At 61.0% G+C, this 15,350-nt stretch carries 8 protein-coding genes; 1 reads left to right on the top strand and 7 read right to left on the bottom strand.

All coding sequences use genetic code 11. The features are described 5' to 3' along the window. Nucleotides 1-236 precede the first annotated feature (236 nt). Nucleotides 237-2,303, top strand: a complete 2,067-nt coding sequence (locus tag D7Y15_RS13895; protein WP_233604946.1) for a LamG domain-containing protein — start codon at nt 237-239, stop codon at nt 2,301-2,303. Between the two features lie 126 nt (nt 2,304-2,429). On the opposite strand, the gene D7Y15_RS13890 is transcribed toward D7Y15_RS13895, so the two are convergent. The 7 genes from D7Y15_RS13890 to D7Y15_RS13865 all read right to left on the bottom strand — a co-directional run bounded on the left by D7Y15_RS13890 (nt 2,430) and on the right by D7Y15_RS13865 (nt 14,981). Then, on the bottom strand, nt 2,430-3,731 hold the full coding sequence (locus D7Y15_RS13890; protein WP_121752877.1) for a serine protease: 1,302 nt from the start codon (nt 3,729-3,731) through the stop codon (nt 2,430-2,432). 746 nt (nt 3,732-4,477) lie between these two features. After that, complete coding sequence (locus D7Y15_RS44140) at nt 4,478-5,608, bottom strand: response regulator (RefSeq protein WP_148712761.1); 1,131 nt, start codon at nt 5,606-5,608, stop codon at nt 4,478-4,480. A gap of 14 nt (nt 5,609-5,622) precedes the next feature. After that, entirely contained in the window at nt 5,623-7,728 is a 2,106-nt protein-coding gene (locus tag D7Y15_RS13885; RefSeq protein ID WP_121752876.1) for an ATP-binding protein, read from the bottom strand. A 511-nt stretch (nt 7,729-8,239) separates the two neighbouring features. Next, entirely contained in the window at nt 8,240-9,193 is a 954-nt protein-coding gene (locus D7Y15_RS13880) for a PD-(D/E)XK motif protein (protein ID WP_121752875.1), read from the bottom strand. Beyond that, complete coding sequence (locus D7Y15_RS13875; RefSeq protein WP_233604945.1) at nt 9,186-11,480, bottom strand: Z1 domain-containing protein; 2,295 nt, start codon at nt 11,478-11,480, stop codon at nt 9,186-9,188. Before D7Y15_RS13875 ends, D7Y15_RS13880 begins: the two co-directional genes overlap by 8 nt. Before the next feature lie 16 nt (nt 11,481-11,496). After that, nucleotides 11,497-13,497, bottom strand: a complete 2,001-nt coding sequence (locus D7Y15_RS13870) for an ATP-binding protein (protein WP_121752873.1) — start codon at nt 13,495-13,497, stop codon at nt 11,497-11,499. After that, entirely contained in the window at nt 13,494-14,981 is a 1,488-nt protein-coding gene (locus tag D7Y15_RS13865; protein WP_233604944.1) for a DNA cytosine methyltransferase, read from the bottom strand. The genes D7Y15_RS13870 and D7Y15_RS13865 overlap by 4 nt, the downstream gene beginning before the upstream one ends. Nucleotides 14,982-15,350: the final 369 nt, after the last annotated feature.

Raw genomic sequence — 15,350 nt, 5'->3', positions numbered from 1 at the left:
GGCCTCGAAGGCTTCCGCGATGCGCGCCCACTCCGGCTTCTCCACCTGCTTCGCCATGCCCGGAAGCGTCCGCCGCGAACCGCTCCCCCGGCAATCCCTCACGGCACATCGTTGGCCGGACGGTTACGGCGGCGGGATCGCACCGCGCCCCCCAGAGGAGAGGTCAGGCGCCGCGCGCTGGCGCGCTCCTTGCTCTTCGCGGCGGCGGTCCTTCCCCACCCCTGGAGCCCCCCATCATGAGACCCATGTATCAGTACGGTGCCGCCGACGTTCGCTACGGCCAGCGCATCCAACTGGGCACGTCCACCCCCATCAACAACTCTGGCACCTCGTCCTACTCCATCGGTTTCTGGGTTCGTCCTCGGACCCCTGCCTACGACGGATTGCTGCTGTCGATGGGGGCGGACTGGTCCATCGGGCTTCACGGCATGCAGCTGACGCTCGACATGCCGGGCCTCAATGCGCCGCGGTGCGCGGAGGTCGAACTGCTGCCGGAGCAGTGGCAGTACATCCTGTACGTCTGGCAGTGGACCGGCACTGGCGCCGGCAACTACACGCTCTACGCGAACGGCACGCCCGTCATCGAGGGGAGTGCCACGGGAGTCATCATCACCGAAAGCGTCTTCACCCTGGGGGGCACCACCGACGCGCAGTTCTGCAACGTCGCGTTCTGGTCCACCGCGTTCACCGGCGAGGAGTGCCAGCCGGTGTGGGACGTGCCGCCGCCGGGCCCGTCACTCACCGCCTGCTACAGCTTCAGCGACGGGTCCACCGGGGACGTCTCCGGACACAACCGCCCGGCCGCGATCTTCCAGGGCGGCGCGCACGTGACGATGCTCGCCCCCGCCCTCCGGGTCGTCAACGCGGCGGTCCAGCCTTCACCGCGAGACAACCTCACCGTGGTGGCCAACGGCGGGCCCTTCAGCGTGCAGGCGTGGTTCAACGCGGATGCCCCCTCCGACTTCCAGCTGAGCGACCGTACGCTGTTCGCGTGCCGGGACCGCGACACCCGGGATGGCATCGCCCTGGGCCTGCGGTGGGACAATGGCGTGTTCGACGTCTGCCTCAAGTCCCTGTCGGGCTCGAGCGGTGCGAGCTGGGAGCAGGGAGCGGCGCTGCCCGCGGGTGGGTGGCACCACCTGGCGATGACCTACGACGGGAGCGCCACGGTGCGGCTCTTCCTGGATGGCAACTCCATTTCGGCCATCGGCACCACGCTGCCTTCGGTGGCCAGCCCTGTCTGGGTGTTCGGCGCGGACCCCGATGCCAGTGTCGCGGGTGGGGCGGTCCACGACTTCCAGGGGCACCTGCAGGCGGTGGGCCTGTGGTCGCGCGAACTCCCCCAGAACGAACTCCAGCACTACATGTCGAGCGACCCCTCCGACGCGGACGGCTGCGTGGCGTACTACGCCTGGAACGCGCTCGGCCTGGCCAACCAGGTGACCGGCAATCCGCCGTCGTTGCTCAACACGGCGACGCCCTCGCTCGTCGCCACGCCGCCCTCCGACTCCACGCCGCCGCCCGGGGCGCCGTCCACGACCACGCTGGTGGCGGTGCCTCGCCCCTCCGCGGGCCTCCAGCCCTCCGTCCGGTGGGCCACGGAGGAGGTGGCCCTCCCCGCGCAGAGCCCGCTCTCGGGTGCGCAGGTGGACGCCCTCATCGCCTCCTACGAGCAGGTGCTGGCCTCCGTGCCGGGCGCGATGAAGGACCGGCTGCGCTCACTCTTCCGCAACAACCTCCACCTGGGGTTGTCACGCGGCAACGGGCCCGGGGGCTTGCCGGTGGGCACCATCGCCGGGAAGGTCGAGGGCAAGCACTACGTCTTCTATCACCACACCGCCCAGGGCCCGGTGGAGTGCGACCGGATGGAGCTGACGGTCGACACCGAGTGCATCGGCTGGGTCATCTCCGTGGCCTCGACCTGCGTGTGCCTGCTGCTGGCGGTGGTAGGGCTGGGCTACTCGGCGACACAGGTGGTCAAGGCCGCCAGGCCGCTCATCACGGAGAGCACTTCGCTGCTCCGGACGCTGGGGGCCGCGGCGCAGCAGGGCGCCATCGATGGCTCCACCGTCATCCGGATCATCAAGGCGCTCTACCTCGGAGGGACCCTCGGCAAGATCTTCGGGGCGGCGCTGACGGGCAGCTGGTTCACCATCGCCCTCAACTGCGCGTCGCTCATCCTGATGGTCGTCGGCCTGTTCACGACCGGTGGCGCGTACCTGGCCGTCGTGCTGGCGCAGCTCGTGCTCAACATCGCCGTGCTGATCGCCGTCATCGCCCAGAAGCCATCCAACTGCTGCTGAGCGCTCGTCACGCTCCGGCCCCCGCCAGGATGGCTGGCGGGGCGAGGATCGCCCTCGTGCTGCCGGAGTGAAGGAGCCCGGTGCGGGCGGTGACGGACGCCACCGCCCGCTTCGGTCCTTCAGGGACTACTGGACGGTGTACGCCACCGTGCCGCTGCAGCTCCCGCTGGAGTAGCAGCCGGCGCGGATCTGGTAGGTGCCCGCCGTCGTGGCCTTGAAGCTGGCGTAGGACAGCGTGCCGCAGGCGTCGTCGTTCGAGACCACCAGGGAGGTTCCGTTGTACAGGCGCAGGTACGTGTCACCCGTGCCGGTGGCGCCCGGCACCGTGCAGGTGCCGAACTTGAGGGTCTGCCCGGCGGCCAGGGTGACGTTGTGGTTGACGGTGTTCTGGTTGGCGCTGTTGGTGTTGGTGGCGGTGAAGGTGAACGTCACCGGCGTCGGGGGCGGCGGGTAGCCCGCGCACAGGCGCGTGCTGGTCGCCACGCCGCAGTACTCGTCGATGGCCGGCCGGACGTAGGTGATGTCCTCGCCGCGGCAGCCCGTCTCCGTGCAGGTGTTGACGACGCTGCAGCTCCCGTTGGCCTTGTAGTCGGTCTCGCCGCGCACCAGGATGCCGGCCACCGTGTAGCCGTTGTTCTCGTACACGCCCGAGCCCGAGTTGCCGCCGAACGTGTCCGTGGTGCCCACGAAGTAGTCCAGCGTGCCCGCGCGCGCGTCACGCACCGAGCCGCCCGAGTCGATCTTGAAGGGGATGCCGCTGCCCGAGCCGATGACCGTCACGTTGGTGCCCACGGGCAGCGCGGCGTTGCCCGCGCGAATGGGGGCGGGCGTGAAGCGCGGGGTGGCCGACCGGTCCAGCCGGACGATGGCGAAGTCCAGGTTGCGACCGCCCACCGTGGCCTGCTGGCGCGCGACAATCGCCTGACAGGAGAAGATGTCCGCGGTCGTCACCGTCTGCATGGCGCCGGCGGCGGTGCGGTAGAAGTTGAAGACGAAGCGCGTGCTGCTACAGGCCGACGCGCTGGTGATGCAGTGGCCCGCCGTGAGCACCAGGTCATCGTCGATGAGCGTGCCGGAGCAGAAGGCCGGGGTCAGGTCGTCCAGGAAGCGCTCGGAGGTGCAGAGGTTGTACGCGGAGCGCAGCGTGGACCCGTTGAAGGTGACGTTGTTGGGGTTGGTCGCGTTGAAGTCCGAAGGGTTCATCAGCGCGACGGTGGACTGCTGAGCGCGGGCGCGCAGCGTGGCGTTCGCGTGCGCGTACACGTCCGTGCGGTTGTCGGTCCCGTAGACGACGGGCTGCTTCTCCGTGCCCACGGGAGCGCTGTCGGTGGGCTCGGCCTCGGGGGCCGGACCACAGGCCACGAGGGAGAGGGTACACAGCAGCGTTCCAAGCAGCGTCCTACGGCCGGAAGTCCGGGGGATTCGCATGTGCTGAACACTCCTTGAGGGTGAGGACCGCCCGCCTGGGGGCGAGCAGCGGACCGCATGCTCGCGCCAAACACGCACTCTCCGCAACGCGTCCCTAACGAGGAATCACTGGGGTCCCGGAAGTCCCAGCAGGAGGGAGAGTGAATAATTCCTGCGGGGATGAACTTCGTTCCCGCTCCGGAGAACAGCGCACTGCGATCTTGAGCTCCCAGCCGCTTCAGCGGAACGAGGGAGCTGGCATCCCGCATCCGTGACGGCGTTGTGACAATACTTTGCACAGGGCTCAACTGTCATGACCATGATTTCAAGCATGCACCAGCTGCAACTACAGTCGAGCCCCCTGCTCATTGGACATGAGAGCCTTGCGCGGTCCGCGACGAACATCAGCGTCGAAAGCGTTGAGCAGGTATGCATCCACCAAAGCACCCTCCCAAAGGCGCATTGGCACCACCCGGCCGCGAGCAATCATTGCTCACGATCAAATCCGAGGCCCGGCGCAACAAGACTGCATTCAAGAGCTTGAGATTGGTGTTCTACAACGTACTCAGCCGCACGCCTCGCGCTGACGCAAACTCCCGCTGCGTCTGCCCGCTGGCCCCGAACGCTTCTGCAATCCGCTTCCACTCCGGCTTCTCCACCTGCTTCGCCATGCATGGAAGCGTCCGCCGCACGCCGCTAACTCGGCAATCCCTCACGGCACGTCGTTGGCCGGACGGCTACCCCACACGAGATCGAGCCGCAATGCCTCAGTCCAAAAATCCCACAATGCTGGCTGGCCTCACATTGGGAATTCCGACAGCCCCATAGAATGCTCCATAGCACGCCTGAAGGGACTCCGCATATGGAGGCGAGAGCACACAGACGGAATCGAACTCCTCTCGGGCCAATTTATAAGGGAGGCTCTCCGTCTGCATGAAGTCGCAATACATGTGGGGAATATCGAGAAAAGAAGGCAGGTACCAGTATCTACCTTCAGGCTTTCCGACGTCTTGACCACTCGGAGGCGTAACCCAGCTCTTCAGTTTCTTATCTCGCTGCTGCGAGAGGGCGGCCTTTGCATTGCCTATCTTCTCCTCTCCGAGCACGCTCTTTACCGGCACTGCCTTGACTGTCTGAATGAACTCTGCGCGCGGGACGGGCTGGCCGGGATGCAAAGCCAGATAGCAATGCGGAGTCAAGATCACACGAACATCATTTTTATTCTTTCTACTCCGAACAATCTCACCAAGACTGTATTGAGTCAAATTAAGAGGAGGATATATGTAAAACTCAAGACCATGCACCTCTGAAACCTGTTGCACTCCTGCTTCGGTCGCAACGAGCTCAGCAAGCTGAAGCGCGGCGCGGCGCCGGACAAGGCGGCCCATCATCTCTGATCGAATGTGCCCGCCTGCCTTGAGCTGCTCCCAGTTCTCCTCTAGGAACTCCCACAAGTAGCTTCCCGCAAGTCGGTCAAGTTCGTCGTGAAGATGTCGAGCCGCCTGGGGGATTCCCGTTGCAAGCATCTGCTCAATTGCTTTTTCAATACCTCGATCTTCCGCCTTTTCCGCCCAAATCACAAAAGCACTCGGCTGAAGCTCCGCTGGCCTAGCGCTCGCACTGAAAACGACGAGAGGGCAAAACCGATTGCCGCGAAAGTCATTCACCATATCCAACACTGCCGCATCCCCTCTGCTCTGTTCCCCCCTATAGGTATCAGAAAGAATCAAGTCATATCGCCTACTCTTATCAGAAAGCATGTGCGCAGCCTCTTCAAACGAGGCCGCAGCATGAAAAGCAACTTCCAACTCATGCCTATGAAACACAGCAGGCAGATCGCGCTTCAACTGCCTCATATCATCCGGACTATCTTCAACCAACAGAACCTGAATTTCCATAACACACCCCTAAATCACAAGCCTACATTCCTCTCGAAAAACATATCAAAACACGCCCCCGGAAGCGTGCAATTCTCCAAATACAGCAACTTCCCGTATCGCTCAATCACCTGACGCGCAACATACAGCCCCAAACCCATCCCATTGGGCTTGGTGGAATAATAGGGATCAAAGACGCGCTCTCGATCCGCCTCGTCAATGCCTGGCCCATCATCACAAAACCGCACACGAAACCCGCCCTCAATAGCATAAAGATGAATATTAATCTGGCCACCACCGCCATCACCATGATGTCGCATTAACCAGTAGATACTGTTGTCGATCAAATTTGCAATGATTTGACCAAAGGCAGATCTGACCATATGCACGACAACTGGCTCCCCAGGCTTGTACACTGCGATCTTAATCCCTTGCTTGCTAATGAGAGTCTCAAACAGCGTAATGTTTCCTTCGACCTCATCGAATATATCAAACGAAGTTGCTCGCCCTCGCTTGCCTGCCGCCTTGGGATCTAGGCGATTGCGCAAAGCAACAATATGCTCAAGCCACCCCTTGATGTCGGAAAGAGATTTTTTGACCGCAGTCAACTCCTCCCCATCAAGCATCGTCTCCACTTGCCGTTCAAGATATGCGACCTCGCGGTTCACACGGCCAACTGGTGCTCCGATTTCGTGAATAACCAGATCGACAATTTGTCCAATTCCTGCCGTCATGAGTAGTCGCGAGTAGTGTTCTTGGACACGCCTCACTCCTTCCCTGATCTCAGAGTCGGACTTACGAACCAGTTGCGAGATGGGGTGCTGTGCACCCAGTTGACGATCGGCTTCCTTGACTACTGGTGTTAAATCAAACACCTCGAAGAGAGTTCGAGTCTCTTCTGGCTGTACTTCTTCACGGGGACGCAATCGATAACGTTCCTCCTCCAGAAGAGCCAGAATTCTGGTTGTCCAGTCTATCAGCGTCTCGTATGCCTGATTGTGAACCAACCCCTCTCTCGTTGTTCGATCTATGATGTCCTTGTTTCTGTCTCGGGAGATGCGGATGGCGGAAATAATTTGATTATTGGCGAGTCGCGTGGTCGGCGCTTGGCGGCTACGGTTGTCTAACTGCAACCAGTCGTTGCCTGGTTCTCCGTAGGGGTGTACACGGAAGCCATCCCGGTAGAGGCTTACACCGCTGTACATATCCAGAACAGATCGGAACTCGCGAAGACCCATGTTGAATTCAAGCATATATGGAGCAAGGCTCTTGCGATCTCGATCCCAAGCTCGAATCTCAACCTCAAAGCCTCCACAACTAACTACTTCATTCTTCTTTCCGAGGTGATGCGTCCTGAAGGATTTTATCTCCTCCTCCTCGGCATATATTTTTCCTGAAAATCGACCATTATCATCCAGCTTCCCCGCGAGCCTATATTTGGGGTGTTGAGTAAGCTCGTGGGGCGCAACGACGCCCGTGAGTTCAGGGTGAGCAGGGATGGTCAGGACAATTTGGAAGTCCTTGATTTCATCAAACGGCGAGATAAGCCTCGACAGACGCTCGTGCAATCTCTGGAAATCATATTCGCTCCAATCCTTCTTTCCCCGCAGGCCTGTCAGCCTTATCGTTGTCCCGTGCTTCAGGTGGGGAAGCGGGCGCGTTTCATAGCTTATCTCGACTTCATCGAGATAATTATTGTCGTCGAAGGCACCCCAATCCAGCTTTACGACGACACCTTCGGCCTCACCAGCTGCGCGTGTCTCCATGTGAAGCGTCTGAGCCAAGCGCGCAGCGGCAAAGCGTCCAACGCCCTTTGCCCCCTGGAACGCACGGCCTCCAGGAGATCTAAGGCTCTTCTTTTTAGCAACTGTTCCTGGCTCAAACCAGCCATTGAGGATTGTTGATAGCGTCATCCCCGTCCCGTCATCGGAGATGGTGAGCGTGTCTGGCTTGATGGGGTTGGGACCCTCGAACTTAACTTCGACGCGTGTGGCGTCGGCGTCATAGGAGTTTTTTACCAGTTCAACAATCGCGACTCGCTCATCGCTGACGAGTTCGTCCCCAAGGAGAGAGATGATTCGAGCCCTTGGACGCATCTTGGCATGGCCGGATACCGGAGCAGGGGGCGTTGGCTTTGTCATAATTTTTGATTTGCATTATGAATGGAACTCTCATTGGGGGCCCGGCTCTGCGGGGCTCTGCAATAGAGAGTACGCACGTATTTGCTACCCACTAGCAAACAACTCGTAACGGTGAGCGTTGGGGACGGCAGTCCCAGGTGCAGGAACCAGCGTTTCTTACATGACCTAGCCCAGCGCTCGATATGCATGAGGGGAAGTATGGCCGGAAGCATGGAGGCAAGCCACTCTCCGAGACCTAACCGGTGGCGCCCTGTCTCTGAGTGCTCCTCGAATCGTAGCGGCGCCGCCAAGCCTCGAGCGAAGTTAGTTTGCCCTTGACGCGGAGGGGCATGCGGTGGACGGAGCCTTGAGTAACCGGTCAAGCTGGTGCTCAGGAAGCTGCGCATTCTCAAGACCGCCAGCATCCTGCTTACCAAGTCGGCAGAAGGAGGGCATTTTGTGTCTAGTGGCATTCAGCAGCGTTTGCCCGTATTAGAGCCCCATACGGTGCGATACCTCTAGACGCACTGCGTCACATGGCCTGAAGGATCGCCTCCACCTCGGTTGCACTTAGCGAGGATCGGGCAGCAACATCAATGGTGTACCTGATGCCCATCACGCTCCGTGGAGGCATGTAATCGTCGGGCAGTCGGGGAAAGCCTCCCTCCACGACGAAGACGTGGGCATCGCGGAGGTTGAAGCGCAAGAGCGAGCCTGACTGGCGGAGGTCATCGTGCCAACCGAGGCTCTTGAGCTTGGTCTCGAAGACGTCGATCGCGCGTCCATCCACCCCAAGCTTCATGATGATTTCATCAGCCAGCGTTGCGATCGTGGCGACACCCGCTATGGACCTTTCAAGCAAGACGCTCGCGAGCAGGAGCCGCTTGCCAGCAGGCGCACGCAATTGATCCAATCGGGAGATCTCATGTCGCTCGTCGGCCTTGGTGGTGGTCTTCACCTCGATGTGTACCGCGTCGCCTGCGAAATCGTGCCGTTCGCCCAGCGGACCACTCCAGAGGTGGCACGCGCGCGTACCGAGCGAGGGGAACAAGACGTTCGACAGGACCCACAACTCTCCGAACAAGCCTATCTGCTCCCCGACGCCGAGGTCCTGGGCCACGGGCCGGAGCGCTGCGCGCAGTTCATCTATCGTCGCCTCCACCGACGTAGCGGGATCGCGCCGCTCGATGCGGATGGCGTAGAGGATCTTGTTCACGAGCATCGTGAAGAGGTCCTCGTGGTGGCTGCGAGCGGAGACATCGAGGCACGTACCTCCATAGTCGACGAGCCGCACCTCGATACTCTGGAGATCGGGAGGAATGGTTGATGTGTCCGTGGCCACTGCCACCAAAAAGTGCAGCTTTCCGGCGGCGTCGATGCCCAGCTGGCAGTCGGTGAAGTCCTCTTCGACCGGCTCCAGGATGAATTCATGCGGAGAGCGCCGCTGACGAAGCGACTCCCACCGTATGGCTGTCACGTCAGCCATGCATGAGTCCGCGGTTCACCATGAACGAGCGGCTGTCGTCACTCGTGAGAGGCAAGGACAAGGCCACACCCAGCACCGCCCGCGATGGCGCCTGCAACGGCTCAGGATCGAGGGGATACAGGAGCAGCAGACCACGCGCTGACGGTCGATCCTGCCGCATCGCACGGGCGTTGAACGCCGTTCCTGCCCGATAGCGTTCCGGGCCGCCATGAAGATCCACGCCCTCATGGCGCGGATCCGTCAGGATTCCGATCGCCTCGTTCCCGGTCAATGTGCGGTGGACCAGCCCATAGGGTCGTCCTCCAAGAAGGACCTGCCGCTCTCGCTGAGGGTTCGCCACGAATATGGCCCAACTCGCCAGCTCTCCCACGGCGGACCGCTCCGTGATCCAGTCCGCGATCTCTGCCCCCTGGAAAGCCACGCTGTTCGGGTGGCCTGCAAATCGTCGGAGGAAGTCGGCAATGTCATGTGCGGGCACATCGTGGCCAATCGCTCCGCCATGGGCGACATGCGTCGGAGGATGTGCGTGGAGCAGTTCCGACGCCAAGTCGAGATTCCGCTCCAACAGCGCAGCATTGCGCAATGGGAACAGGATTGTCTGTGGGTTCTCAGCCGACCATGAGCGTGCTTCCAGCTCCACCTCCGACATTCGACTCTTGGCCTTGCTCGTCAGCAAGAGCTTGGAGTGCGCACGCATCCGAATCGCCATCTCGTCAGGACGCCGCCCCGCTTTGTTGAGAACAGTGATGGAGTCCCGCAGGGCCTCCTCGACGAGGGCCAGCTCCACGAACCACTCAGCGATCCCATCAGTGGTCCAGATGCGGATCAGGTCGTCGTATCCGCTTCGGAATCCGTACCAGCGCGCCATTTGAAGGAGCGTGTCCGCCATTGTTGTCGTTCGCAGGAAGTAGGCGATGGTGAGTCCTTCCAGCGTCAAGCCACGAGAAAGGCGATTACCTCCGACCGCGATCAACTGGCGCCCGGGACGCTGCTCATACTCCAACTCCTCACCGGTCTTGCTGTTGAGCACGACCACTTGAAGCCGCGCGAGGTTCCGCTCGGCCTCATCGAGGATGACATCGACATCGGAAGGCAACGATACTTGTCCGAAGTCAGTCAGAGACGACCGCATCATCCCGCGGATTGATCCGGGAGCCGATCGGTTGAGGTTGAACCAAGCCCGTATCTGCTCCTCGATTGCTGCGCCGATGCGCATCTGGTCCTTCTGGACTTGGGAGACATGCACGAGCATCGTGTGGGACTCACCCTGATGACCGCGCAGAAGGCGGATGGCCCCTGCCAGCGCGAACGTAAGTACGGCGTCGCAGAGCGACTGCGGCAGATCCAGTGGGCCGTGGGCAACCAGCGGCTCGCCTTTCTTGCGGCGCCTGGGCTTGAGGCCTCTCACGTCGCTTTCATCAACCACCCGGAGTACGTTCCGGTGTTGGGCTGTCACCCCGAACAGCTCCTCCGTACCGGTATAGCCATCAGGCCGGGGGAGCTGAATTACGAAGTCTTTCGGGAAGAGGTCCTCACCCACATGGTCGTCGAAGGCCCCAGGATCAATAAGGATGTTTGCGAACGGAGTCGCAGTGTATGCGATATACGTCGCCCGGGGGCATTTCTGCAGCAGGTCCCGAATCAGCTCGTTCGTGCGGGAAGGACTTTCATCGCTGGCTGGCTCATCTTCGTCCACGCTTGGATCGCGGCGATTGCCCTTGGTGTTGATTGACGCCTGATCCGCCTCATCATCGATGAGAAGCAAGGGCACGTCTGCAAGCCGCCCTTCAAGCTTGCCGAGCCAGCAGTTGAGGCGTTCCAAGATGGGGACAATTTTCTTTGCAACGACAAGGACGGTGCCGGTGGCGTCGAAACCGTTCGCCACCGGCGGCTCCTGAAAGTCATCTTCGGGCTCAGTGAGGGGGATCCAGTTCACGCCGACGTCGACGAGCTCCCGCTCAAGCCGACGCTGCGTCTGGTTCCTCAGCGAATCATGGATGCCCGACAGGATGATGATCAAGCGATAGCCGACATCCGCCGCCCGGGCAGCCACCGCTGTGAAGTTGGCCGTCTTGCCCGACTGGACGTATCCGACCACCAGCCCGCGGCACTGGAACTCAGGCCGCCCTATTGGGGTGGTTCTCGCGAGTATTCGAAGCGACTCCTCAGCGACCGAGTCGACCTGATGGCGCATCCACTTCGACTGGGAGCGCAGATACGCCTCATGCCGCGACCAGTTCGTCCAAGTCGTCCCATCGGTCCAAAGCCTGGCCTTGGGCTTCAGCATGAAGGGATTTCGAGCTTCACTTTCCATCGAGGACCCGTACGACGCCCGCCCGCTCCAGCACGCGAAGGAACTCCGCCAGCGCCTTCTTTGCCTCATTGTTTCCGTCAATGGCTTGCGCAAGCATGACCAATTCTGGAGTCCGCTGGGAGATCTCCACCTGATCACCTGCGAAGCCTTTTTTGCACTCCCACGAACTTGAAGTGCCCTCAACGAGCCGCAAAGGAGAACGCTCCTTCTTGGAAGATTGGGCCGATGGAGTCAACGCATGGCCGGATCCCGCTGCGCCCTTTGTCTTGGTGGCGCCCTCCCCCTGTTCGGTTCCCGTTCTCGCTCCCGTTCCGCCTTGCTTCGCTCCATTTTCGCCCCCGCCAGCACTCACCTTCTTGTCGTAGCGAGCTCGCGCCTCGGTCCGCGGAGCCTTCAGGATGTCCTTGAGGTTGTCGGTCAGCGCCACCGGAAGTCGGATGAGTTGCTTGCTGATGTCTACCTGGAGCTGATCGTCAGCCTGCCGGTCGAAGTCCACCGCTACCCGGAGCAGCTTGGTGTGCTCATCTTTTGCGAACAAGTCCTCCCACCCACCCCACTTGATGAGTCGATCTAGGCGGTAGAAATAGAAGCCCTGGGAGTCGTTCCACCGCCCGTTCAGCGTCATCCGGTCGCGCTGCTCTCGACTCACCTCGGGCGGTTGGTCCTTGTAGTACTCGGTGAATTCGGTCTCGTTCGGCATCACGTACGCGCGTACGGTGATGATCGGCCCCTTCGAGGGGGCTTGGTGCATGGGAAGCTCTATACTGCGAGGGTCGAACGCCTTGGTCAGCCGATGCCCCATCGGGTTGTTCGGCCTCAGCTCTGTACCGTTCAACCGCATGGCGACGCGCTGCCGGCCGCGAACACTGCCTTCCAGGAACTTGTGAAATACCAACTCCAGATGATCGCGGACGGATGCAACCTCCTGAGCATAGGGCTCCACGCCCCTGACCTTGGGAGCATCAATCGGAGGCCGCATCTGGGTGAGAAGTACAGCAGTTCCCGAGGAGCCAAGCCGGACGACCTCTTTGTATTTCTGCTCCACAGGGTCTTCGAGGGGATCCCAACGGCCAGTGCGCTCCAGATGATCCTTGTCCCAGGTCATCAAGCTCTCACGGCTGTTCGCTGCTTTGGAGACGACTGTCAATCGGTCAGCCTGGGACCAAGCAGCGCCTTTCAGGCCATAGCCGAACTTCCCCAGGTCAGCTGCGTCGTAATCCCGCTGGTGCCCGATTCTCATCGCCTCGCGCAAGCCCTTGGGCGTCATGCCGATTCCGTTATCGCGGATGCACATCCACCGCCCACCCTGGTTCGGATTGGGGAATGTGATGTCGATCTCGGACGCACCTTTCGACAGGCTGTTGTCCACGAGATCGGCGACCGCGCTAGGAAGGCTGTGACCGGCACGCGCCAAAATCTTGAAAAGGCCCAACGGATCGGGTTCCAGCCCTGTCCTGCGGTTCGTATTGCTCCGCACGGTCCCCACCTTCGCGAATAGTTGAGGATAATGTTCTGCTAGAACCTTCCGGCAGACGTCGCCCTCTTCACCGTGCAGCGCGATCATGGCGGACTTACCAAGCCTTGCACTCTCACCGTGGTTGATGATGGCGGCTCTGGCCGGATGGTTCATCGGGATGACGATCCACGAGGCTGATGCCGGACTGCTTGACGAATCCACAACCATCGCAAACAGAACGCCGGGCTCGACGAAGGCGTAGTACGGGCTTGTGGGGCAGTGCCCTTCCAGGCGCCAGTTCTTGTCCTGCCTCTTGATCCATTGTTCCTTCACTGCCACCGTCTTTGCATCCTCAAGGCAACGACAGGTGATGGCGATGCGGTCTGATTTCTTCGCCCCAGGGAACACGCGGCCCACGACGTCTGCATCGAAGTTGATGGCACGCTGCTTCGACCCCTCCCGCTTGCTCCGGCGGTATTCGTGGAACATGCCAAGTTCCGAGTGGGTAAGCAGCCTCAGGATCGTGAACTTCATCGTGAGCCCTCAGTCGTGGTGATATGAGACGCCGGCAGTCCCAGCAGCTTGATCCGCATGTCATCAACCGGGGGAGCGTCGAGGCTTTCACGCATTCCCATTGCAATGGCATAGGCAAACAGGGGTGGCACAGCGTTCCCGATTTGCCGGAAAGCTGGATTCATTGACCCCTTGAATACGAAACCGTCGGGGAACGACTGAAGACGGGCCGCCTCGCGAACGGTGATTGTGCGCGCCTGTTCGTTGTCGTAGTGGATATGCGAGTACGAGTCCTTGCCCAGGTGAGCCATCAAGGTCCGCACGGGCTTTTCCGCATCCAGCTTCCACCACTTGTTCGGAAACTTCGTCGGGCTGTAGGGGATACGCCACGAGGAGACGTAGGCCCGGACGTCAGGATTACGGACATCGGTGCTCAGACCACGGCGCTTCCGATCCGCCAGCCACGAGGCAATCTTGCGCTCCACATACGCATGGACCTCGGGGTATTCCCAGCCTGGTTTGATCTCCGCGAATATCTTGTAGTCCCGAGGGAGGTAGCGGAAGACGTGACCAGTTGTCATCTGCGTCTTGAAGCCCAGCCACTCCCGCATCAACCTGGAGTACTGCGTGGTTGGCTTGCTTGACGTGTAGGCCACCGGCTCAGACGGGTCCTTGGCGCCCCTCCGCAGTTGCCCGGACTGAAAGAGATCAAGCGCGTGAAGCGGCGGAAGATCCGCCAGAGCCTTTGAAGCCGTTGTAGCAGGGCTTGCGTCGAGCTTCGGATCCGCGATCCACCGATGGTATTCCGAACCTTCTTCCTGGATCACTCGTCGAGCCGTGTTCTTCGCGCTCGTGTATCCGGAAGGAAGCACCACGTGGTGTGTCGGAGACGGAAACCGAGGTGTGATGCCCGTCGCGCGGTGGAACCCGATGAGGATCATGCGCTCACGGGTTTGTGGCACACCATACCAAGCAGCGTTCAGAAGGGTGTAGGCGACGACGTAGCCTTCCTCGGCAAGACTCTTGGAGACCAGTTCGGCGACATTGCTGCCGCCGTGGTTCAGGATGTCGGGCACATTCTCCATCAGGAGCGCTACAGGCTTCGTGGCGCGGATGAAGTGCACGTAGCGCTGCCAGAGGCTCACCCGGCCATCAACCAGGAACGCTTGGTCAGCAGTCGCCTCCTGGCGTCGATGCGCCTGTTCCCGAAGTTTCGCCCGTCCGACTCGAGCGAAGGCTTGGCATGGAGGACCGCCAACCAATACGTCGATTTGATCGTCTGGAGGTCCCGAAATCCCGAGGTCGACAAAGACGCTATCCGCATCCTCTGTCGTGGCATCTCGCGGAATGTGGTGATCAGGGTGGTCGCCGTTCAGGGACCACCGGGCGAAGTTCGCTCCATGCGACTTCGCCGCCCAGGGATCATTTTCGATGGATGCGACAGGCGTGAAGCCGGCAGTCAGGAACCCGAGGGAGATTCCGCCGCATCCCGCGAACATGTCCATGTACCGGAGCGCCCCTCCGCTCTGCATACGGAGGAGCTTTTGCTGAATCAGCTCACTCACCCTGTCGGTGGCGCGAGGAGCACCGGGCGACGATCCTGTAACAGGCAAGCCCCTGGGGTGCCTGAGTGCCCAACCGGAGCCGGGAAAGAGGTCCGGTGCCAACGAGTCGTGTTTCGCCTGTTGCCGAGGCATCAAGAAGCTCTACGGGCAGAGCGACTCCCCGGGCCGGAAGCCTCGGGTAAATCGCTGGAAGGATCATCCAGTCCGGGTGCCAGTTGCGCCGCCAATCGGCCCCTGGAGGCGAGCACCGTCATTTCCCACTTCAATACTGAGAACACCGAGCATCCCATCGAGTACGCCAGTTCCGCA

It is taken from the genome of Corallococcus sp. AB030 (assembly GCF_003668965.1).
Taxonomy (GTDB): domain Bacteria; phylum Myxococcota; class Myxococcia; order Myxococcales; family Myxococcaceae; genus Corallococcus; species Corallococcus exiguus.
The sequence above is the reverse complement of the archived record's forward strand: the minus strand, read 5'-3'. Positions and strand labels throughout refer to the sequence as shown.